This window comes from Thioalbus denitrificans (assembly GCF_003337735.1).
Lineage (GTDB): Bacteria > Pseudomonadota > Gammaproteobacteria > DSM-26407 > DSM-26407 > Thioalbus > Thioalbus denitrificans.
Genome location: NZ_QPJY01000002.1, coordinates 395,697 through 416,677 on the forward strand (window position 1 = coordinate 395,697; position 20,981 = coordinate 416,677).

The window sequence follows — 20,981 nt, forward strand, 5'->3', positions numbered from 1 at the left end:
CACGCACGCCCAAGGAGTGCCCAATGGCCAACATCATGATCCGTCGCGGCGAAGGTGGCGAGTACGTGTTCTACCTGCCCAAGCGCGACCTCGAGGACACCATCACCTCGATGGAGTTCGACGACCCGGAGAAGTGGGGCGGAACCATCAAGCTCAACAACGGCGGCAGCTACTACATCGAGCCGCAGCCGGCGCCGGAGCGACTGCCCTACTCAGTACGCGCCAGGCGCCTCGACGCCGCGGAGTGAACCGAGCCGGGTGAGCCCCCGCGCAGCGCGCAGCCCCTGGCTCACCGCTCACGCAGACTTTTGGAGAGATACCGACATGGCCCTGAAGATCGTTGCATCCCTGTGCACCGCCTGCACCGACTGCGAGCCGGTGTGCCCCACCAAGTCCATCAAGCCCTTCAAGGGTGTCTTCAAGATCGAGGAAGAGACCTGCACCGAGTGCGAAGGGGAGTTCGACAGCCCCCAGTGCCTCGACGTGTGCATGGAGGACGGCTGCATCGTCCCCGCCTGAGTGATTGTACCCGCGCGGGCGCGGAGCACGTCTCCGCGCCCGCCCGATTCGAGGGCGGCCGCCTGGGCGGGCGCCCCTGTGGGGAGCAGAGACATGAGTGACCAACCCATCTCCCGGGAGCTGGCGCTGCGCATCGGCCTGGCCGCGCGCCACCTGCCCGACACCGAACCCGCCCGGCTGCTCCGGGTACTGGCGGAGCTGGTGGGCCTGCCCCCCAGCGAAGAGAAGCTCGCCACCCTCAGGGTGAAGGAGTTCAGGAGCGCGGCCGACGGCGAGTTCAACGACGCCGACACCGGAGCGCTCAAACGCGCGGTGGCCTGCCTGCGTGGCGAGGAGGGCGTGGAGGAGTCGGGTCTGCCGGCCAGCGAGCCCTATGCCGAGGGCGACATGCCCGTGTCCATCCGGGTGGCCTGCGCCTCCAACGGCGGCGAGTTGCTGGACGGCCACTTCGGCTCCTGCCGGCGCTTTCTGGTCTACCAGGTGTCGGCCGCGGAGGTGCGCCTCGTGGACGTGCGCGGAGTCGGTGCGGCGCCCGCGGATGCGGACAAGAACGACTGGCGCGCCGGCCTCATCGACGATTGCCACGTGCTCTTCGTGGCCTCCATCGGCGGACCCGCCGCCGCGAAGGTGGTGAAGCGCGAAATCCACCCCATCAAGCGTCCCGACGGCGGCAACGCCCGCGAGCGCATGGAGCAGCTGCGCGACGTGATCGCCGGCTCGCCCCCGCCCTGGCTCGCCAAGGCGATGGGCCAGGATGCCGAGGCGCGGGTACGTTTCGAGCGCGAAGCGGAGGAGGCGTAGGACCATGATCGAGAGCGCCGACCTGGATCGGATCGTGGAGCGGGCGGCGGTGACCGGGCTCGACGAGGCGCTGGTGGCGCGGCTGCGCGGCGAGTGGCCCGGCGTGCACTTCACCTGGTGTTCGGATGACGACATCCAGGGGCCCCCGCCCGTGCGCGAGCGGCCCGGATTCAACCTCTACCTGGTGGACAGCCGCGATCACTGCCTGAGGCTGACGGGTGACGCAGCGGTCGCCACCGGCGTCGTGCTGGCCTCGGTGGAGCCGGAGTAGAGGTGGTCATGCAGCCGCAGCTCCCGGGCGACGACCTCACGCCGCGTGCCGATTGCAGCGGCTGCTCCCACGCCGCCGAACTGCTGGATACCGGCCGCTGCCGCCCGGGCGAGAGCTGCGTGGTCGCGATGAGCGGGCGCCAGATGGACCGTTTCTTCCGCACCAACCCGCAACTGGCGCCGGACTACCTGGCCGACGAATTCTGGGAGCGGCGGGCCATCGCCGCGCGCCACGCACCGCAGGAGCGTCTCCCCGCTCTCGTCGATGATCCCGACGAGGTGGTGCGGCGCGTACTGGCCTGGCGCCTCCCCGAAGAGGACCTGCAGCGCCTGATGCGGGATCCCGACCGGGATGTCCGGGTCATCGTTGCCGCACGTCTTGCGCCGGATCAGCTGGAGGCCATGGCCAGCGACACCGATTACCAGGTGCGGATATTCCTGGCCAGGCGCCTGCCGACCGGACGACTGTTCCGGCTCATCTGCGACCCCGACCGCGAAGTCCGCAAGACGGTTGCCGCGCGGCTGCCGGTGGAGAGCCTGCCGCTGATGTGCATGGATCCCGAAGCCGAGGTCCGCCGCCGGGTCGCCGAACGCATGCCGCCCGAGTGGCTGGAGGGGCTGGCCGCTGACACCGACTGGCGCGTGCGTCTGACGGTGGCGGAACGCGCCCCCGTCCGGCTGCTCGGCTCCCTGGCCCGGGATCCCGACATGGATGTCCGCACCGTCGCCAAGAGGCGGCTCGCCCACCAGGAGCCGGGGACCACCGCCCCCGGCCCGGCGACCTGAAACCCTGCCGCCCCTGCGCGCGTACCGGTACGAGAGAGGAGAACATGCCGCAGAGCAACGAACTGGCCCTGTCCCTGGCGAAACTGTGTGCCGACCAGACACCCGCCAACCTCCCCGCGTTCGTGGAGACCCTCAATACGCTCAGCCCGGGCCCGGTGTTCCATCACGCGCTGACCCGTGGCGGCTGGTACCGGCCTGGAGGTGTCGTGAGCGCGGACGGCGAACGGGTGGCTGATTCCATTGGCGAGTGGGCGGAGCGTGAAGCGGAGGGCGATGTACTGCGCCTCCTGGCCCGTTATGCGGATGACGGGCTGCTGGCCACCCGCCTGGATGGCCAGACCCACTATTTCGTGGCCCGGCTCGGCGAGGGCCCTGCCGAGTTCCTCCAACTCGAGGTGGAAGAACTGAGGGAGGTGGTGGATCGACCCCTTGTGATCCCCGGGTGGATCCCCGACAACCTGGGGGAGTTCCTGGATCCCTTCGAGTATCCCCGGCTCGAACCCCGCTCCGTCGGCAACGGGCACTACCAGTTCCGGCGCCTGTTCGACGCCGCCGGGTTGCTGGGGGAGCTGGAAACCCGGCATGGAAGCGATCTGCCCGTGGTCCGCTTCGTGGCGGACTGGAAATCGAGCAGCGCGGGTGAGAATGCGCCTCTGTGCGAACACTGGATCCTGGCCCTGCGTGACGCCGTCGACCGCTACGGGGATACGCGCCTCAGCGTGAGGCCAATTCCCATGGACACGGATGTTCCCCGGCTCCGTTTGTCGGAACCGTCCCGGGGAACCCAGCTGGCCAACCAGATTCACGCCTTCGACCGGTCGGCTGGATACCCTTTCGCCTGGTACTTCTGGATGCTCGGCAGCCGTCGCGTGCCCCACGAACTGGCCGCGGCGGTGCACCGTGACCTGATGGGCGCCTTCGACTACCTCCCGCCACGGGACCTGAAGGTGCTTGGACGCTGGAGCGCGCACCCCTACTGCACCTAGGCGCAGAGCCCGATTCACGGCCGCTGGCGGCAACCGGGACGGCAGCCTGTCCCATGCCACGACGCCGGATCGATCCCTGTCGAGAACCCGTCAATGCGGGCCGGTTGTCGCCTTTGCGACAAGCGGACAGTGATGCAAGCCACTGAGGGGAATGGTTTAAGTCCAGTGGCACGAGCATTGCAATCTTCGCTGCAGACAACGATTGAAGGGGATTTCTGCATGAAACCCAAGGACATTGCGGCACTGCTGGACGAACCGGCCTGCAGCCACAACAACAAGTCCAAGTCGGGCTGCGCCCGGCCCAAGCCCGGCGCCACCGCCGGCGGCTGCGCCTTCGACGGCGCCCAGATTGCCCTGCTGCCCATCGCGGACGTGGCCCACATTGTCCACGGCTCCATCGCCTGCGCCGGCAGCTCCTGGGACAACCGCGGCACCCGCTCCAGCGGCCCCACCCTCTACCGCATCGGCATGACCACCGACCTCACCGAGCAGGACGTGATCATGGGCCGCGGCGAGAAGCGGCTGTTCCACGCCATCAAGCAGGCGGTGGAGACCCACGAGCCCGCCGCCGTGTTCGTCTACAACACCTGCGTGCCCGCCCTGGTGGGCGACGACGTGGAGGCGGTGTGCAAGGCCGCCGCCGAGCGCTGGGGCACGCCGGTGGTGCCGGTGGATGCCGCCGGCTTCTACGGCACCAAGAACCTCGGCAACCGCATCGCCGGGGAGGCGATGGTCAAGTACGTCTGCGGCAGCCGCGAGCCCGATCCCCTGCCCGAGGGCGTCGCGCCGCCCGGGGTGCGGGTGCACGACATCAACCTCATCGGCGAGTACAACATCGCCGGCGAGCTCTGGCACGTGCTGCCGCTGCTGGACGAGCTGGGGCTGCGGGTGCTCTGCACCCTTTCCGGCGACGCCCGCTTCCGCGAGGTGCAGACCATGCACCGCTCGGAGGTGAACATGATGGTCTGCTCCAAGGCCATGGTGAACGTGGCGCGCAAGCTGCAGCAGGCCTTCGGCACCCCCTGGTTCGAGGGCAGCTTCTACGGCGTCACCGACGTCTCCAGGGCGCTGCGCGACTTCGCCCGCCTCATCGGCGACCCGGAGCTCAGCCACCGCACCGAGGGGGTCATCGCCCGCGAGGAGGCGCGCATCTTCGCTGCGCTCGAGCCCTGGCGCGAGCGCCTGCGCGGCAAGCGGGTGCTGCTCTACACGGGAGGCGTGAAGTCCTGGTCGGTCATCTCCGCGCTGCAGGACCTGGGCATGGAGGTGGTGGCCACCGGCACCAGGAAGTCCACGGAGGAGGACAAGGCGCGCATCCGCGAGCTGATGGGCGCGGACGCCAGGATGCTGGAGGAGGGCAATCCCAGGGCGCTGATCGACCTGGTGCGCGAGCAGCGCGTGGACATCCTCATCGCCGGTGGGCGCAACATGTACACGGCGCTGAAGGCGCGCATCCCCTTCCTCGACATCAACCAGGAACGGGAGTTCGGCTACGCCGGCTACGACGGCATGGTGGAGCTGGCCCGCCAGCTCTGCCTGACCCTCGAGAGCCCCATCTGGGAGGCCGTGCGCCGGCCTGCCCCCTGGCAGGGAGGTGCCCGTCATGGCTGAGATCCTCAAGCGCAACAAGGCCCTTTCCGTCAGCCCGCTGAAGTCCAGCCAGACCATCGGCGCGGCGCTGGCCTTCCTCGGCTTCCACAAGGCCATCCCCATGCTGCACGGCTCCCAGGGCTGCACCGCCTTCGGGAAGGTCTTCTTCGTGCGCCACTTCCGCGAGCCGATTCCGCTGCAGACCACCGCCATGGATCAGGTGAGCACGGTGATGGGCTCCGACAACAACGTGGTGGAGGGGCTGCGCACCCTGTGCGAGAAGTCCTCGCCCGGGCTCATCGGCGTGCCCACCACCGGCCTCTCCGAGACCCAGGGCAGCGACGTGGTGATGGCGGTGCGCGAGTTCCGCGCCAGGCACCCGGAGTACGACGCGATTCCGGTGGTGCCGGTGAGCACGCCCGACTACGTGGGCTGCACCGAGACCGGCTTCGCCGCCGCCACCCGCGCCCTCATCGACACCCTGGTGCCCCCGGCCGCCGAGGCGGGCACCCGGCCCGGCGCGCGCCGGCACCAGGTGAACATCCTGGTGGGTGCCTCCCTGACCCCGGGCGATCTGGAGGAGATCAAGGACCTGGTGGAGACCTTCGGCCTGCGCCCGGTGGTGATTCCCGATCTCTCCGACTCCCTGGACGGCCATCTCACCGGCCAGGACTTCAGCCCCCTGACCATCGGCGGCACGCCGGTGAGCGAGGTGGCCACCCTGGGCGATGCCGCGGCCACCCTGGTGATCGGCGCATCCCAGAACCCGGCGGCCGACCTGCTGGCGGAGCGCACCGGCGTGCCGGAGCGGCGCTTCGACCACCTCATGGGACTGGAGGCGGTGGACGCCTTCGTCCAGGCGCTGCACGAGATCTCGGGCGAGCCGGTGCCGCCGCGCATCGAGCGCCAGCGCGCCCAGCTCCAGGACGCCATGCTCGACACCCACTTCATGATCGGCATGAGCCGCATCGGCGTGGCCGCCGACCCCGATCTGCTGCACGCCTTCAGCGAGCTGCTCTCGGGCATGGGGGCCGCGACGGTGGCGGCCGTGGCGCCCGCCAATGCGCCGGTGCTGACCCGGGTGGCCGCCGACACGGTGAAGGTGGGCGATCTCGAGGACTTCGAGCACATGGCCCGTGCCGCCGGGGCGGAGCTCGTCATCAGCAACTCCCACGGGGTGGAGAGCGCCGGGCGCCTCGGCCTGCCGCTGCTGCGTGCGGGGTTCCCCCAGTACGACCAGCTCGGCGGCTACACCCGCACCTGGGTGGGCTACCGCGGCACCCGTCAGACGCTGTTCGAGCTGGCCAACACCCTGCTGCACCTGGAGCGCGGCGAGATCCACCCCTACCGCTCCATCTACGCCCAGAAGCGCGATGCCCTGGAGGAAGCCCATGCCCCTGGAACGACGGCTGCAGGTTCTCGGCTCCGGCACTGAGGAGGAATTCATGAAAACCGCCCTCAAGGTGGCGTTCGCCTCCACCGACATGAAATCGGTGAACCAGCACTTCGGCGCCGCCAGCGCCTTCGCCATCTACGCCGTGGATCGGGATCAGGCACACCTGGTGGAAGTGGTCCAGTTCCAGGATGTCCGCAGCGCCGCCGAAGCGGGCGGCCGGAACGAAGACAAGCTGGCCGCGAAGATTGACGCACTGGCGGGCTGCGTGGCCGCCTACAGCCAGGCGGTGGGTGCCTCCGCGGTGGCCCAGCTGAAGGCCCGCAACATCCAGCCGGTCAAGGTTTCCGCAGGATCGGCCATCGGCGAGCTCATCGCGTCGCTGCAGGAAGAGTTGCGCTCCGGACCGAACGCCTGGCTGGCCCAGGCCATCCGCCGTCACACGCGTACGGATGCCGGCCGTTTCGATGCCATGGAAAGCGAGGGCTGGGAAGAATGACCCGGGAACCCGCCAGCGTGGTCGCCCTTGACGGAACCCATGCCTGGGTGGAGACGGCCGCCAGGTCCGCCTGCAGCAGCTGCGGTGCGGGCGGGTGCGGCAGCGCCGTGCTGGGCGCCCTTGGCGGCACCAGGACACGGCGCTACCGGGTTCGCAACCAGGCCGGCGCGCAGTTGGGTGAACGGGTGATGGTGGCGGTTCCCGATGGGGCCCTGCTGCGGGCATCACTGCTCGGTTACCTGCTGCCGCTGCTGGGGCTCGTTGCCGGCACACTCCTCAGCGCCGCCGCGGGTGGTTCGGATTTCCAGGTGGCGCTGGCCGGTGTGCTGGGGATGAGCCTCACCGCACTGATTGCCCGCCGCCTGACCGCACGGGCCGTGCGGGAGTACCAGCCTTTCATTGCCGGACCGGACGCCGTACCGGCACGACCTGTCGATTTTCACCCGTAACGAGGAGACATACCATGACCGAAGCCGCAATGGAGCGCACCCAGGACAACCCGATTTTCGAGTCGGATTTCGTTATCGAAATGGTCCGCCAGATGCGTGCCGTGGATACCTACGGCACCTATGACAACTGGCCGGCCGCGCGGATCCTCGAGCCCTTTGTCCTGACCAGGGAAAAGAAGCGCGAGATTCCCGTGATCGGCGATCCGGACGAGATCACCCTGTCCCGGGTCAAGGCGTTCTACAACGCCATTGCCGCACTCATCGAGAAGGAGTGCGGGCTGATGGCGGTACCCATGCTCAACCTCACCCACGAGGGCTTCGGCCGCGCCATCATCACCGTCGGCAAGCTCGTGGTGATGGATCGGACGCTCCGCGACGTGCACCGCTTCGGCTATGACTCCCTCTCCCGGATGAAGGACGACGCGGACAAACTGCTGTCGGTGGCCCTGGAGATCATCGGCGAGCACTCCGCCGTCGCCGGCATGTGAGAGGAGGGCACGGCATGACCCCGGAAGAGCTGAAAGCCCTGGAGAAGGAGGTGCGCAGGGCGAAACGCATCGCCACCGAGAAGGCCGGCGAACTGCACGACCTGGTGGAGGAACGGCTGCCCGCGGCCTTCGAGGAGATACCCGCCATTGCCCAATCCTGTTTCGAGGCCTGCCGGGACTGGGCCGAGGCCAACGCCAGACTTGAGGCCGCCAGCGGCCAGTAAGAGAGACACGCGACGATGGAACCGATTACCGGACTGACACGGGGGGGCATCGCATGGACCCCCGCCTTTGTGAACGCCCTGGACCAGGCCAAGTGCATCGGCTGTGGCCGCTGCTTCAAGGTCTGCCCGCGGGATGTCTTCGACCTGGTGGACCGCGAGGACGTGGATGGGCTCGACGACTTCGATGACGAGGACGATTACGGAGATGACGGCTTCTCCGACGACACCTCCATGGTGATGAGCCTGAAGAACGCCCTGGACTGCATCGGCTGCGAAGCCTGCAGCCGGGTCTGCCCCAAGGGTTGCATGACCCACGAACCGGCTGCTGCGGCCTGAGGCGCTCCCATGGCGAAACCGGAAAAACATGTCTTCGTCTGCACCCAGGGCCGCCCGGCCGGCCATCCGCGCAGCTCCTGCGCCGACCGGGGCTGCGCGGCGGTGTACGACGAGTTCCTCTGGAACCTGCAGGAGCGCAACCTGTTCAACCGCATCCAGGTGACCGCCACCGGCTGCATGGGGCCCTGCAGCGAGGGCCCCAGCGTGCTGGTCTATCCCGAGGGCGTGATGTACAGCGGCGTGACGCGGGCTGACGTGGCGGCCATCTTCGATGAACACCTGGAGGGCAACCATCCGCTGGAGCGGCTGCAGGTCTCCAGCGAGTTCTGGGGATAGCCATGAGCGCGATCACGCTCGAGGCGGTGCTGACGGAGCGCGCCCGGATGCTGGACGCCATCTGCGCCGCCCTGCTGCGGGAGGCCGGGAAGCTCGCCTTTCCGGGCGGCTGTCCCATCCGGGTGGCGCCCGGCACGGCGAGCTACCGCCTGCAGCACGATCCCGCCAGCGGCACCCCGAGCCTCATGGGCGAGTGGCGTGATCGCGCCGGCTGCCGTCACGGCGCCGTGGTGATACACGCCGACGGCAGCTGCTTCGCCGAGTATGACGTGGTCCGCCCCCATCCCGGCGATCGGCGCTGGTTCGTGGAGGCGGTCACCGTGTGGGGCAGGGAAGGCGCCCTCAAGAGCGAACCGCGCCTGCTGCCCGCCCTGGAATAATGAGCCGGGGCGGCGGCAGGCCGGGAGAGAGGCCGGTCAGGCGCCTTCAGCGGTGATGATGACCTCGAAGGACTCGATCCGCCCCTGGCCCGTGAAAGCCTCCTTCGGCAGCGGGTTCCGGTGGGCCGCCTGGAAGTCCTCCGAGCCGAGCCAGCCTTCGAAGGCGGCCTTGTCCCGCCAGGTGGTGAGCACGACATAGGGGGTTTCGGCCGTATCGGGCTTCAACACCTGCATGCGCACGAAACCCGGCTGCTTCTCCACCTGGCCGGCACGCTGGCGGAAGCGCTCCTCGAAAGCCTCCTCCCAGCCCTCGGCCACGGGTACGCGGTTGGTCACGATATACATGGAATCCCTCCTGTAAATGGTTGTTGGCGGCGGAGCGTAGCGGGCTGTTTGCCGAGAGTAGACTCCGGCGCGGGCCGCCCGTTCCATCGCCGTGCCGTGGCCCGTCCCGCACCGTCGCGCCGGACCGGGCCTGTCCCGCCCTGCCGGAGAAGCGAATCATGATCGATTCCCGCATCATCCTCTTCCACACCCAGGCCACCAGTGCCCGCACCCGTTTCCTGCGCCTGCCCGGCGCCACCGTCTGCGGTTTCGAGCCCCTGCCGCCGGGCGCCGAGCTGCTGGCAGAAGGGAGTGGGGGAAAGGTGGCGCTCCACCCGGGTGCGGCGGTACGGGATGCCGAGCTGCGCCTGGGCCTGCCCGTCGGCAGCCTGGAAGCGGAGGGAGAGTACCTGGCGAACGTGCAGGCGGGCAGCGGGCCTGTCACCGTATTCCTGGCCCGCTTCACCACCATCGATCCCCCCTTCGCCGCCGCCGCGGCGGCGGGTGCCGAGTTCATCGATCTCACCGCGGCCCGCGGTCTCCCGGCGCTCGAGCTGGAACTGCTGCGCCGTGCCTACGAACTGATCCTGGGCGGGTGACCGCGAAGGGAATTCCCCCCGTACACGGGGACTCGACGCCGGGTATCGAGTGGCGCGGCCGGTCCTGGAGCTAGCCCAGGAGACGCGCCATCTGCTCCAGGAAGCTGGCCCTGTCCCGATAGCGAATGGTCTGCCATCCCGCCGATTGCGCCCGCGTCACGTTGCTTTGCATGTCGTCGACAAAGAGAATCTCGCCGGGTGACAGCGCGAGCAATCGGGTGATTTCAGGAAAAAGCGCGGGATCGCGCTTGCCCTTTCCCATGTGATAGCTGTTGAACACGTGATCGAAGTACTGAAAGAAGTGGTCCCTTTGGTCGAGCCAGTCGAGCCAGTGGGACTGGTCGCTGAGAATGACGGTAAGGCAGCCCCGGGCTCGCAGCTGGCGGACCCGCTCCAGCATCCAGGGACGCAGCACGAACCCGTCGAGAACGCGCCGGGTGAGTTCCGTGTCGCTGCCCGTCAGTCCGGCACCGTCGCGCATCATCCGCCACAAGTCTTTCTCGGTTCCCCATCCCAGGATGAAGCCGGAGTCATACACCGCATGCTTGGCCACCTGCAGCGTGGCGCCCTCGTCCAACCCCTGCTCACGGGACAGGGCCCTCAGGCCGTTCTGAAACCCCTCGTCCGCGATTACGCCGCCGTAGTCCAGCAGCAACGCCTTGATCGTGTGCTTCGCCATCTTCTCCACTTATCGCTGCATTACCAGGATTAATATCCTGTGTTTACGGTTTCGTTCGTCATCGATTGCCCTTATCCTTCGCTCTCTCGCAACAAATATTTCCCTCGTGAGGTCATGAAGGTACCAGTCAGCCAGATCCTGGTCAGATTCCTGGAAAAACTGGGAGTTGGAACGATTTTCGGCATTCCCGGTTCGCATATCCTACCGGTTTACGACCGCCTCTACGATTCTCCCATCCGATCGATTCTGGTGAAGCACGAACAGGCGGCCGCCTTCATGGCCGGCGGCTATGCCCGTGCGTCCGGTGAGGTGGGCGCCTGCATCACCACGGCCGGACCCGGCGCCACCAACCTGGTGACCGGCATCGCCAGCGCCTACAGCGACAATCTGCCGGTGATCGCCATCACGGGCGAGGCACCCACCCACATCTTCGGGAAGGGGGGGCTGCAGGAGAGTTCCGGCGAAGGCGGCAGCGTCGATCAGGTCGCGATGTTCACCGGCATCACCCGCTACCACCGGCTGATCGAGCGCACCGATTACCTGGGCAGCGTCCTCAACCAGGCGGCCAAGTACCTGCTCTCGGGCACACCCGGGCCGGTGGTGCTCAGCGTGCCCTACAACGTGCAGAACGAGCTGGTGGAGGAGAGCCTCCTCGAGGAGGTGGCCTTCGCCCGTTCCTATTGCGAGCCGGTGGTTCCGGCGGAGAGCATTGAACAGACGCTGGCGCTGATCCGCGCGGCGCGGCGGCCCATGATCCTCGCCGGCTACGGCTGCATCCTGGCCGGCGCCCGGGAGAGCCTCAGCCATATCAGCGAGCGGCTCAACATCCCCGTCGCCAGCAGCCTGAAGGCCAAGGGCGCCATCGACGAGCGATCCGCCCTGTCGCTGGGCAGCCTGGGCGTGACCTCGGGCGGCCACGCCATGCGCTACATGGAGCAGGAGGCCGACCTGGTGCTCATGCTGGGAGCGGGCTTCAACGAGCGCACCAGCTATGTCTGGGACAAGCGGCTGCTCGCCGGCAAGAAGCTGATCCAGGTGGACAGCAACCCGCAGCAGCTCGAGAAGGTCTTCCGGGCCGACCTGGTGGTGCATACGGACCTCGGTCCCTATCTCGGGGCGCTGGAGGCAGCCATCGAGGCGCAGCGGATCACCCCCAGGGAGCCGGTGGACGTGGATGCCTTCGTCAAGGCGGCGCAGCGGGCGATCGACGCGGCGGGGGAGACCATCTTCAGCCGCCAGTTCGACCATGTGAAAGCCTTCTACCGCTGGCTGGAGGAGCAGTTCCCCGAAGGCCTGGTCATGTTCGACGACAACATCGTGTTCGCGCAGAACTTCTATCGCGTCTCCAGGAAGGATCGCTTTTATCCCAACACCGGCATCTCCGCTCTCGGGCATGCGGTCCCGGCCGCCATCGGCGCGGCCTGTGCGATCGGGAAGCCGATGTTCGCGCTGCTGGGCGATGGCGGCTTCCAGATGTGCGCCATGGAGATCATGACCGCGGTCAACTACGACATCCCCCTGAACATCGTGCTGTTCAACAACGACACCATGGGGCTCATCCGCAAGAACCAGCACCAGCACTACCACGACCGGTTCATCGACTGCGATTTCGTCAACCCGGACTACGCCGTCCTGGCGAAGTCCTTCGGCATACGGCACGTGCGCGTGGAGAGCGAAGAGGACCTGGCGGAAAGACTGTCCGGGCTCGATTTCAGGCGCGGCATCAACCTGATCGAGGTTCTGATCGACCGCGATGCCTACCCCAACTACTCGTCGCGGCGCTAGGGGCCCATGACGGACTCCGATACCGCCCGCCTGCGCGAGTGCGTTGCACTCTACGGGCAGGCCATTCCCCGGCTGGCGGCCATCGGCGAGTCGCTGAACAGCGACTCCCCCGGGGATCCGATCGGCCTCTACGAGCGGTGCTACCCGCTGCTGGAACAGGCCCTGTGGGGCGATCCCCCCGACTTCGACGGTCTGCTCGACTGTTACCAGTCGCTCTTCCGCGAGCAGGAGGCGCTGCTGGAGCGCCGTGGCGACGATCGCTACCACTTCATCCTCAGCATCCCCGTGGCGGACCGCCCGGCCCACCTGAAGGCCTGCCTGGAGAGCATCCATCAGCTGTGCGAGAAGTTCGGCTACGGCGGAACCCGGGGCGGGGTCTACCAGCGGGTGCAGGTGGTGGTGGCCGAGGACAGCCGCGACCCGGAGAACGTCCGCCAGCACCGGGCGCTGGTGGAAGCGTACCGGGGGAAGGGGCTGCGGGTGGTCCATTTCGGGCTTAAGGAGCAGTACGAGCTGCTGCATTCGCTGCCCGGAACGCTGCGGGAGCGGCTCGGCGGCATTCTCACCCGGCTGCCGCGGGAGCGCTTCTACCGCAAGGGCCAGGCGGCGAACCGCAACCTCAGCTACTTGAAGTGCCTGCAGCTCACCGGGGACAGGGCGCGGACCCTCTACTACATGGTCGACAGCGACCAGTCGTTCTGCGTCAACCGGCTGACCGGGGAGGGCGAGCAGTCCGTCTGCGGGCTGAACTACTTCCATGCCATCGACAAGGTGTTCCGCACCACGGACACCCTGATGCTGACGGGCAAGCTGGTGGGGGACCCACCGGTCTCGCCGTCGGTGATGGCGGCGAACTTCCTCGATGACGTGACGGCCCACTTCCGGTCGATGGCGGCGTTGGATCCCGACGAGGCCTGCCGTTTCCACGCCCTGCCGGCGCGGCGGCCGGGCGCGGCGGCCTACCACGATCTGGCCGGGCTGTTCGGCTTCGAGAAGCCGGTGGATACCTTTCCCTACCGCTGCCGCCTCCACGGCGCGCACGATCACGGGGCGTGCCTGCGGGACTTCTGCGGGCGGCTGAACGCCTTCTTTTTCGGCGAGCACCTGACGCGCAGGACGTTCTTCGACTACGGCAGCGGCCTCACGGCGCTCGCGCCCGCGCGCACCGTCTATCCCGGGAACTACGTGGTCAACTTCGCGGGGCTCAAGTACATCATTCCCTTCGGCGAGTTGCGCCTGCGCATGTCCGGCCCCACCGCCGGGCGCCTCATCGCCGCGGAGATCGGCCATCGCTTCGCCTCCATCAACATGCCCCACCTGCACACGCGCACCTCCGGCGGCGGGCCGCAGGACGACTTCCGTCCCGGCGTCGAGCTGGAACAGGCGGGCGAGCTGCAGGTGATCGATCTCTCCGACGAGTTCGAGCGCCAGTTCTTCGGCGACCTGATGCTCTTCACCGCCGAGGCGCTGGCGCAGGAGGCGGATGTGCAGCGGCCCTTTCCCGAGGCGCTGGTGCGCGGGATCATCGGACGCAAGGAGGCGGAGCTGCTCGCCCTCTACGAGGAGAAGCACCAGGCCGTGGCGCAGAAGCTGGAGCGGCTCCGGGCGCTGGTCTTCGACGAGGGCCACTGGTGGCAGGGGCGGGCGGTGCTGGAGCCAGCCATGGCCCAGGCGGAGGTATTCATCACCAGCATCCGCAGCAACTTCGGCGAGCGGTCGCCTGCATGGCAGCAGATCCGGTCCGCGGCGCACCGTGCCCGGCGCCGGGAGCAGATCGTCGCTGCGCTCATCCGTTACCGTTCGGAGCGCGATGCCTGGGACAGCCTCTTCGCCTAGTATGCTGCGCCACTCCCGGCGGCACTTTCAGAGCCGCTGGCTGTGCCTCCAGGCGTGAAGCTGTTCACGAACTCAGGGAGGCGACGATGCCTCCAGGAGGATGGCGTCCGCGGCGAACTCGACCATCTGCCGCCGGCAACGCAGGTAGGTCGCCTGCGCCTGGTCCAGCAGCTGTCGTGGAATGCGGACGTGAGGGTAGTCCGCCCCCCCTCTGGCGATCTCTCCCCGGTGGATGAACGCGGACGAATCACCCCTGCGCGCCTTGCCGGTCTGGCTGAACACCTGATAGTGCCCGCTCAAGGGCTCCTCCAGCTCGAGCCAGTTTGACAGGGCGGTGAGCAGGGCCTGGGGCCGGGCGCGAAACAGCTCGGCGTCAAAATAGAAGTACGCACCGGCTCTGGCGCGGCAGAAATCGGCCAGCCACTCGAGTCTTTCCGTGTAGTAGCGCGTTGCCGCCTCGGGCGATGCGTAGGCCTCGTTCCCCCCCTTGCGTTCAAACAGGTCCACGATGCTCTTCAGGGTGGGTTCCGGCGGCCGTATCCCGACCAGGATCTTCAGCCGCGCCTGACCAAGCCGTTCCGGCAGCAAGCGGTAGTCATTGTGCAACAGCTTGTCGAAGAGGTACCGGCTGCCGTCCTTGAGGTCTTCATGCTTCCTGTACTCGGCGAGTTGGCGATCGAGGGCCCCCGCATCCTCGTAGCCGAGGTGCATCTCGAAATAGCCGTTGATGGCCGGGTTGGATCCAAGAATGTGTCCCGCCAGGCTGGTATAGGCGCGCATGTGGCTCAGCAGGAAGATTCTCGAATATCGGTCAGGCATCGTTTGGGACCGGCAGGTAACTAACGGTGAGTCTCTGTGACGGCGTAGGCGAGATCGCCGGGCTGGCGCTGATCGAGTGTCATCCTCTTCTCCCTTTTTTGAATGTGGTTTTGAAGGCTTCGAGCCGTTATGTAGGGTTTGCAACAACGCCCGCCGGGGTCGTGATCAGCACATGAGCTGATAACAATCAATACGTTGCATTATTTCCAAGCAAGTGGCACAGGCGTTGCAGAACCCTCGGCACGAATCAGGCAATTCACACCTGCCACAAGGAGATGAATCGATGCTCACCCTGACCGAAAGCGCCCAGAAGGCCATCCGCCGTTTCATCCAGGGTTCCGAAGAACCGGTGAGCGGCCTGCGCCTGGCCGTGGTGGGCGGCGGCTGCTCCGGCCTCCAGTACAGCATGAACCTGGTGGCGGATAAGGAGGCCGAGGACTTCGAGGTGACCTGCGGTCCCGTGACGGTCTACGTGGACCCCCTGAGCGCCCCCTATCTGAAGGGCACCACCGTCGACTTCCTGGACGGCCTCGAGGGGAGCGGCTTCAAGTTCGTCAACCCGAACGCCTCCCACAGCTGCGGCTGCGGGTCCTCGTTCACCGCCTGAACCGGCGGGATCCAAGCATATACCGGGAGAGAGACCATGTGGGACTACTCGGACAAGGTCAAGGAGCACTTCTTCAGCCCCCGCAATGCGGGTCCGGTGGAGAATGCCAACGGGGTGGGCGACGTGGGCTCCATCAGCTGCGGCGATGCCCTGCGCCTGATGCTCAAGGTGAACCCGGAAACGGAGGTGATCGAGGCCGCGGGGTTCCAGACCTTCGGCTGCGGGTCGGCCATCGCCTCGAGCTCGGCGCTTACCGAGATCATTACCGGCATGACGCTGGATGACGCCCTCAAGGTCTCCAACCAGGACATCGCCGACTACCTCGACGGTCTGCCGCCGGAGAAGATGCACTGCTCGGTGATGGGCCGTGAGGCGCTGCAGGCGGCGGTGGCCAACTACCGCGGCGAGATCTGGAGCGACGACCACGAGGAGGGGGCGCTCATCTGCAAGTGCTTCGCCGTGGACGCCGTGCTCATCGAGGACACCATCCGCGCCAACGGCCTGCGCACCGTGGAGGACGTGACCCACTACACCAAGGCAGGCGGCGGCTGCGCGGCCTGCCATGAGGGGATCGAGGAGATTCTGGTGAAGGTCCTGGCGGAGCAGGGCGAGGCCTTCGACCCCAGCGCCCCCTCCAAGGTGGCGGCCGCGAGCGGCAGGCTCACCAACATCCAGCGCATCCGCCGCATCGAGATGATCATCGAGTCCCTGCGCCCGCGGCTGCAGATGGACCATGGCGACGTGGAACTGGTGGACGTGGAGGGCCGGAATATCTACGTGAACATGAAAGGCGCCTGTGCCGGCTGCCAGATGGCCGCGACGACGCTGGGCGGCATCCAGCAGCAGCTCACCGAGGAGTTGGGCGAGTTCGTCAAGGTCATGCCGGCGTCCGCCCGTCTGGCCGCGGAAGCGGGAGGGCTCTGAACATGAGCGACATCTACCTGGACAACAACGCCACCACCATGGTGGCACCCGAGGTGGTGGAGGCGATGCTGCCTTACTTCACCGAGCAGTTCGGCAACCCCTCCTCGCTGCACAGCTTCGGCAACAAGGTGGGCATGGCGCTCAAGCAGGCGCGCCGGCAGGTGCAGGCGCTGCTCGGGGCCGAGCACGACTCGGAGATCATCTTCACCTCCTGCGGCACCGAATCGGACTCCACCGCCATCCTCTCGGCGCTGCGCGCCCAGCCGGAGCGGCGCGAGATCATCACCACCACCGTGGAACACCCGGCGGTGCTGAGCCTGTGCGAGCACCTGGAGAAGGAGGGCTACACGGTCCACCGCCTGAAGGTGGACGGCAAGGGGCGGCTCGATATGCAGGAGTACATCCGCCTGCTTTCGGACCGGGTGGCGGTGGTCTCGGTGATGTGGGCCAACAACGAGACCGGCACCCTGTTCCCGGTGGAGGAGATGGCCGAGCTTGCCGACAGCGCCGGGGTGCTGTTCCACACCGACGCGGTGCAGGTGGCGGGCAAGGTGCCCATCCACCTGGCCGACAGCAAGATCCACATGCTCTCGCTCTCCGGCCACAAGCTCCATGCGCCCAAGGGGGTGGGGGTACTGTATCTGCGCCGCGGGGTGCGCTTCCGCCCGCTGCTGCGCGGTGGCCATCAGGAGCGCGGCCGCCGGGCCGGCACCGAGAACGTCACCTCCATCATCGGCCTGGGCAAGGCCGCGGAGCTGGCCCTGGAGCACCTGGACTACGAGAATATCTTCGTGGGCGCCATGCGCGATCGGCTGCAGGAGGGCGTCCTCGCGGCGGTGCCCAACTGCTTCGTCACCGGCGACCCGGCCAACCGCCTCCCCAACACCCTCAACATCGCCTTCGAGTACGTGGAGGGCGAGGCGATCCTGCTGCTGCTCAACAAGCAGGGCATCGCCGCCTCCTCCGGCTCCGCCTGCACCTCCGGGTCGCTGGAGCCCTCCCATGTCATGCGCGCCATGGACATCCCGTTCACCGCGGCCCACGGCACCATCCGCTTCTCCCTCTCCCGCTACAACACGCCGGAGGAGGTGGAGCGGGTCATCGAGTCCGTACCCCCGGTGATCGCCCAGCTGCGCAAGCTCTCCCCCTACTGGGGCGAGGACGGCCCGGTCAGCGAGCCGGAGAAGGCCTTCGCCCCCGCCTACGCCTGACGTGTCTCTCCCTGTTGCGACCGCCGGTCTGCCACCGGCGGTCGTTTTTTTTGTCCGGTCGGCCGTTGGCGGAGGCAGCGACCCGCTTCAGGGCGATATGTGCCAACCCCTACAGCGCCTGCCCGGTTGTCTGTCGCAAACCGGCCAATACGGCCGAGGTGAACGCCCAACCCATTGTTTTTATGTTGGCATGGATGCTGGCACGGCTGTTGCTAACACTCATACGGACAGCGAGGGAAGCACCATGCAGCCAACCAGCCGGACCCTGACAATCGACGACACCACCCTGCGCGACGGAGAGCAGTCCGCGGGCGTGGCCTTCACCCTGGAGGAGAAGCTCGCCATCGCCCGCGGCCTCGACGCGGTGGGCGTGCCGGAGCTGGAGATCGGCATCCCGGCCATGGGCAGGGAGGAGCGCGAGGCCATCCGGGCGGTGGCTGCCCTCGGGCTCAACGCCCGGCTGCTGGTCTGGAGCCGCATGCGCGCCGACGACCTCTGGAGCTGCATGGGTCTCGGGGTGCAGATGGTGGACCTCTCCATGCCGGTCTCCGACCAGCAGATCCGCCACAAGCTCGGCCGCGACCGCGACTGGGTCCTCGCCGAGGTGGACCGCCAGGTGCGGGCCGCCCTCGACACCGGCCTGGAGGTCTGCGTGGGCGGCGAGGATGCCTCCCGGGCCGACAGCGACTTCCTGCTGCGGGTGGCCGAGACGGCCCAGCGCGCCGGCGCCCGCCGTCTGCGCTTCGCCGACACCCTCGGCATCATGGAGCCCTTCGGTATGCTGGAGCGCTTCCGCGCCCTGCGCGCGGCGGTGGATCTGGAGCTGGAGGTGCACACCCACGACGACCTGGGGCTGGCCACCGCCAACACCTTCGCCGCCGTGCTCGGCGGCGCCACCCACGCCAATACCACGGTTCACGGCCTCGGCGAGCGCGCCGGCAACGCCCCCCTGGAGGAGGTGGCCCTGGGCCTGCGCCGCCTCTACGGCATCGATACCCACGTGGACCTGCGCCACTACGGCGAGCTCTCGGCGCTGGTGGCCCGCGCCTCGGGCCGCGCCATCGGCTGGCACAAGAGCCTGGTGGGCGACGGCGTCTTCACCCACGAGGCGGGCATCCACGTGGACGGCCTGCTCAAGGACCCGCTCAACTACCAGGGCGTGGATCCGCAGGAGCTGGGCCGCAGCCACCGCCTGGTGCTGGGCAAGCACTCGGGCACCCACGGCGTCATCCGCGCCTACGGCGAACTCGGCATCGCCCTGACCCGCGAGCAGGCGGCCCTCATCCTCGGGCGCGTGCGGCGCTTCACCATGGATGCCAAGCGCGCGCCCGAAGCGGAGGACCTGCACGCCTTCTACGCCGAGCTGCTCGAGCCGCTGCCGCTGGCGGTGGGCCACTGAGGAGAGTGTCATGAGCACGGACCAGACCGCCCTGCTGGAACGCCCCGTCTGCAACGAGCGCATCACGCTGCTCAGCCAGCTCCGGGAGGACCTGGCCTGCGTCTTCGAGCGCGACCCGGCGGCACGCACGCGCTTCGAGGTGCTCACCACCTACCCGGGCCTTCATGCCATCCTCGTGCACCGCATCGCCCACCGCCTGTGGCGGCGCAACTTCCGCTACCTGGCCCGCTTCCTCGCCTTCGTGGTGCGGAGCTGGACCCACATCGAGATCCATCCCGGCGCCACCATCGGCCGGCGCTTCTTCATCGATCACGGCTGCGGCGTGGTCATCGGCGAAACCGCGGAGGTGGGCGACGACGTCACGCTCTACCACGGCGTCACCCTGGGCGGTACTTCCTGGAGCAAGGGCAAGCGCCATCCCACCCTGGAGGACGGCGTGGTGGTCGGCGCAGGCGCCAAGATTCTCGGCCCCATCACCGTGGGCGAGCGTTGCCGGGTCGGCGCCAACTCGGTGGTCATCGCCGATGTGCCCGCCCGGCGGACGGTGGTCGGCATCCCGGCACGGGTGGTGCGTCACCGCGGCGAGAGCCGTCCCAACCCCTACGGCGTGGACCTCAACCATCACCTGATACCCGATCCGGTCGCCAGCGCCATCACCTGCCTGCTGGACCGGATCCGCATCCTGGAGCAACGCCAGGCAGGATCAGGCGCGATGCCGGTCGAGGACTGCGACGAGTGCAACGCAATGGAACTGTGTGAGACCGCGACCCCCGCCAGTGGGGGCGTATCGCGGGAACCGACGCGAGGATGACCGTCATGGATCTGCTCGATTTCGAAGGCCAGGCTATGTATTTCGACGCCCCGCTGGGCGACGAGCCGGAGCGGTTGCTGCAGGAGGCCGCGGCCTGCTACCCGCACGAGAGGGCCGAGCACCTGCTGCTGCGGGCCTACTTCCTCGCGCCCGAGCACCTGGCGGTGCTGGTGGCCCTCTACCGCTTCTACTACTACCGGCACCGCTACGGGGATGCGCTTCAGGTGGCCGAACGCACCCTGCAGGTGGCCGGACGGATGCTGGGCCTGCGCGGCACGTGGAGTGACTTCGACTATGCCGACCTGGCCAATGCGGTAGTCACTTCCATCGTGCTGACGCGCTTCTACCTGCTGGCACTCAAGGCCACGGGCTTTCTGCTCCTGCGTCTCGGCGATCCTGAATGTGCCGTGGAGCGGCTGCGCAAGGTCGTGCAGCTCGACAGCAACGACCGCCTCGGCGCCGGTCCGCTTCTGGACCTGGCCCTTGGCGCCATGGCCGAACCCAGTGGCCGCAACGATGACGGCATCTCCGTCGCGGAAGCCTGAACCGGCCCCATGCGCCTGGCCGGCACTGCCGGCCCTTACCGGGAGAATGAAGAGATGACGGACAGCAACATGGAACTGGACCTGGAGGAACTGGGCAGCGCGGAGGAGTTTCTCGACTACTTCGGGATCGCCTTCGTTCCTTCTGTCGTTCAGGTGAACCGGCTGCACATTCTGCAGCGTTTCCACGACTACATCGATGCGGCAGGGGCGCTCCCGCCGCAGGAGGAGGCCAGGCACGCCCTGTTCCGTTCGCTGCTGTCGCGGGCCTACAGCGACTTCGTGCACTCCGACGCACGCGCCGAGAAGGTGTTCAGGGTCTTCCGTATGCACGAACCCCAGCCGGTCTTCATCCCCGTCGACCAGCTGATCAGGCACTGAGCGGGAG

Annotated in this window: 28 protein-coding genes; 25 read left to right on the forward strand and 3 right to left on the reverse strand. The window is 67.7% G+C overall.

The features are described 5' to 3' along the window. The first annotated feature begins 23 nt into the window (after nt 1–23). The 15 genes from nifT (at nt 24) to DFQ59_RS06360 (ending at nt 9,057) form a co-directional block, all read left to right on the forward strand. A complete protein-coding gene (gene nifT / locus DFQ59_RS06290) occupies nt 24–248 on the forward strand; it encodes a putative nitrogen fixation protein NifT (protein WP_114278829.1) in 225 nt (74 codons plus the stop codon). Nucleotides 249–324: 76 nt separating this feature from the next. Continuing rightward, nucleotides 325–519, forward strand: a complete 195-nt coding sequence (locus DFQ59_RS06295) for a 4Fe-4S binding protein (RefSeq protein WP_114278830.1) — start codon at nt 325–327, stop codon at nt 517–519. 93 nt (nt 520–612) lie between these two features. Next, complete coding sequence (locus DFQ59_RS06300) at nt 613–1,320, forward strand: dinitrogenase iron-molybdenum cofactor biosynthesis protein (RefSeq protein WP_114278831.1); 708 nt, start codon at nt 613–615, stop codon at nt 1,318–1,320. 4 nt (nt 1,321–1,324) lie between these two features. Continuing rightward, the gene (locus DFQ59_RS06305; RefSeq protein WP_114278832.1) at nt 1,325–1,591 is read left to right on the forward strand and encodes a DUF6129 family protein; all 267 of its coding nucleotides are present in this window, start codon (nt 1,325–1,327) and stop codon (nt 1,589–1,591) included. Nucleotides 1,592–1,599: 8 nt separating this feature from the next. Then, a complete protein-coding gene (locus DFQ59_RS06310; RefSeq protein WP_114279202.1) occupies nt 1,600–2,376 on the forward strand; it encodes a 4Fe4S-binding leucine-rich repeat protein in 777 nt (258 codons plus the stop codon). Between the two features lie 44 nt (nt 2,377–2,420). Then, nucleotides 2,421–3,362, forward strand: a complete 942-nt coding sequence (locus DFQ59_RS06315; RefSeq protein WP_114278833.1) for a hypothetical protein — start codon at nt 2,421–2,423, stop codon at nt 3,360–3,362. Between the two features lie 219 nt (nt 3,363–3,581). After that, nucleotides 3,582–4,973: a nitrogenase iron-molybdenum cofactor biosynthesis protein NifE gene (gene nifE / locus DFQ59_RS06320; RefSeq protein ID WP_114278834.1), complete on the forward strand. Its 1,392-nt coding sequence runs from the start codon at nt 3,582–3,584 to the stop codon at nt 4,971–4,973. Further along, on the forward strand, nt 4,966–6,387 hold the full coding sequence (nifN, locus tag DFQ59_RS06325) for a nitrogenase iron-molybdenum cofactor biosynthesis protein NifN (RefSeq protein WP_114278835.1): 1,422 nt from the start codon (nt 4,966–4,968) through the stop codon (nt 6,385–6,387). The genes nifE and nifN overlap by 8 nt, the downstream gene beginning before the upstream one ends. Before the next feature lie 10 nt (nt 6,388–6,397). Further along, on the forward strand, nt 6,398–6,844 hold the full coding sequence (locus tag DFQ59_RS06330) for a NifB/NifX family molybdenum-iron cluster-binding protein (RefSeq protein ID WP_245937204.1): 447 nt from the start codon (nt 6,398–6,400) through the stop codon (nt 6,842–6,844). Further along, nucleotides 6,841–7,293 (forward strand): SoxR reducing system RseC family protein, encoded by a 453-nt coding sequence (locus DFQ59_RS06335; protein WP_114278837.1) that lies wholly within the window; start codon nt 6,841–6,843, stop codon nt 7,291–7,293. Before DFQ59_RS06330 ends, DFQ59_RS06335 begins: the two co-directional genes overlap by 4 nt. A 14-nt stretch (nt 7,294–7,307) precedes the next feature. Then, nucleotides 7,308–7,781 (forward strand): NifX-associated nitrogen fixation protein, encoded by a 474-nt coding sequence (locus DFQ59_RS06340; protein WP_114278838.1) that lies wholly within the window; start codon nt 7,308–7,310, stop codon nt 7,779–7,781. 14 nt (nt 7,782–7,795) lie between these two features. Further along, nucleotides 7,796–8,005, forward strand: coding sequence for a CCE_0567 family metalloprotein (locus DFQ59_RS06345; protein ID WP_114278839.1), 210 nt, complete (start codon nt 7,796–7,798; stop codon nt 8,003–8,005). 15 nt (nt 8,006–8,020) lie between these two features. Further along, entirely contained in the window at nt 8,021–8,341 is a 321-nt protein-coding gene (fdxB, locus tag DFQ59_RS06350; RefSeq protein WP_114278840.1) for a ferredoxin III, nif-specific, read from the forward strand. A gap of 9 nt (nt 8,342–8,350) precedes the next feature. Next, nucleotides 8,351–8,677: a (2Fe-2S) ferredoxin domain-containing protein gene (locus DFQ59_RS06355; protein ID WP_114278841.1), complete on the forward strand. Its 327-nt coding sequence runs from the start codon at nt 8,351–8,353 to the stop codon at nt 8,675–8,677. A gap of 2 nt (nt 8,678–8,679) precedes the next feature. Continuing rightward, on the forward strand, nt 8,680–9,057 hold the full coding sequence (locus DFQ59_RS06360; RefSeq protein ID WP_114278842.1) for a hypothetical protein: 378 nt from the start codon (nt 8,680–8,682) through the stop codon (nt 9,055–9,057). Between the two features lie 36 nt (nt 9,058–9,093). Here DFQ59_RS06360 and DFQ59_RS06365 read toward each other — a convergent pair whose 3' ends face one another. Continuing rightward, entirely contained in the window at nt 9,094–9,402 is a 309-nt protein-coding gene (locus tag DFQ59_RS06365) for an antibiotic biosynthesis monooxygenase family protein (RefSeq protein ID WP_114278843.1), read from the reverse strand. A gap of 158 nt (nt 9,403–9,560) precedes the next feature. Between DFQ59_RS06365 and DFQ59_RS06370 the strand changes: the two genes are divergently transcribed. Further along, nucleotides 9,561–9,980, forward strand: coding sequence for a hypothetical protein (locus DFQ59_RS06370; RefSeq protein ID WP_114278844.1), 420 nt, complete (start codon nt 9,561–9,563; stop codon nt 9,978–9,980). A gap of 70 nt (nt 9,981–10,050) precedes the next feature. On the opposite strand, the gene DFQ59_RS06375 is transcribed toward DFQ59_RS06370, so the two are convergent. Continuing rightward, nucleotides 10,051–10,659: an HAD family hydrolase gene (locus DFQ59_RS06375; RefSeq protein ID WP_147275181.1), complete on the reverse strand. Its 609-nt coding sequence runs from the start codon at nt 10,657–10,659 to the stop codon at nt 10,051–10,053. 114 nt (nt 10,660–10,773) lie between these two features. On the opposite strand from DFQ59_RS06375, the gene DFQ59_RS06380 reads away from it, so the two are divergent. Both DFQ59_RS06380 and DFQ59_RS06385 read left to right on the forward strand, forming a co-directional pair. Further along, on the forward strand, nt 10,774–12,444 hold the full coding sequence (locus tag DFQ59_RS06380; RefSeq protein ID WP_114278846.1) for a thiamine pyrophosphate-binding protein: 1,671 nt from the start codon (nt 10,774–10,776) through the stop codon (nt 12,442–12,444). A 6-nt stretch (nt 12,445–12,450) separates the two neighbouring features. Beyond that, nucleotides 12,451–14,280, forward strand: coding sequence for a hypothetical protein (locus DFQ59_RS06385; RefSeq protein WP_114278847.1), 1,830 nt, complete (start codon nt 12,451–12,453; stop codon nt 14,278–14,280). Nucleotides 14,281–14,352: 72 nt separating this feature from the next. On the opposite strand, the gene DFQ59_RS06390 is transcribed toward DFQ59_RS06385, so the two are convergent. Then, on the reverse strand, nt 14,353–15,099 hold the full coding sequence (locus DFQ59_RS06390) for a hypothetical protein (RefSeq protein ID WP_114278848.1): 747 nt from the start codon (nt 15,097–15,099) through the stop codon (nt 14,353–14,355). Between the two features lie 283 nt (nt 15,100–15,382). Here DFQ59_RS06390 and DFQ59_RS06395 point away from each other — a divergent pair, with 283 nt between their 5' ends. From DFQ59_RS06395 to nifW, 7 genes are all read left to right on the forward strand, one after another. Next, nucleotides 15,383–15,706: a HesB/IscA family protein gene (locus DFQ59_RS06395; protein ID WP_114278849.1), complete on the forward strand. Its 324-nt coding sequence runs from the start codon at nt 15,383–15,385 to the stop codon at nt 15,704–15,706. A 36-nt stretch (nt 15,707–15,742) separates the two neighbouring features. Beyond that, nucleotides 15,743–16,630: a Fe-S cluster assembly protein NifU gene (gene nifU / locus DFQ59_RS06400; RefSeq protein ID WP_114278850.1), complete on the forward strand. Its 888-nt coding sequence runs from the start codon at nt 15,743–15,745 to the stop codon at nt 16,628–16,630. Between the two features lie 2 nt (nt 16,631–16,632). Next, complete coding sequence (gene nifS / locus DFQ59_RS06405) at nt 16,633–17,841, forward strand: cysteine desulfurase NifS (RefSeq protein ID WP_114278851.1); 1,209 nt, start codon at nt 16,633–16,635, stop codon at nt 17,839–17,841. 244 nt (nt 17,842–18,085) lie between these two features. Next, nucleotides 18,086–19,240 (forward strand): homocitrate synthase, encoded by a 1,155-nt coding sequence (gene nifV, locus DFQ59_RS06410; protein ID WP_114278852.1) that lies wholly within the window; start codon nt 18,086–18,088, stop codon nt 19,238–19,240. A gap of 67 nt (nt 19,241–19,307) precedes the next feature. Continuing rightward, nucleotides 19,308–20,051, forward strand: a complete 744-nt coding sequence (gene cysE, locus DFQ59_RS06415) for a serine O-acetyltransferase (protein WP_425451008.1) — start codon at nt 19,308–19,310, stop codon at nt 20,049–20,051. A 5-nt stretch (nt 20,052–20,056) separates the two neighbouring features. Continuing rightward, complete coding sequence (locus DFQ59_RS06420) at nt 20,057–20,596, forward strand: hypothetical protein (RefSeq protein WP_114279203.1); 540 nt, start codon at nt 20,057–20,059, stop codon at nt 20,594–20,596. Nucleotides 20,597–20,650: 54 nt separating this feature from the next. Next, nucleotides 20,651–20,974, forward strand: coding sequence for a nitrogenase-stabilizing/protective protein NifW (nifW, locus tag DFQ59_RS06425; RefSeq protein WP_114279204.1), 324 nt, complete (start codon nt 20,651–20,653; stop codon nt 20,972–20,974). Nucleotides 20,975–20,981 lie beyond the last annotated feature (7 nt).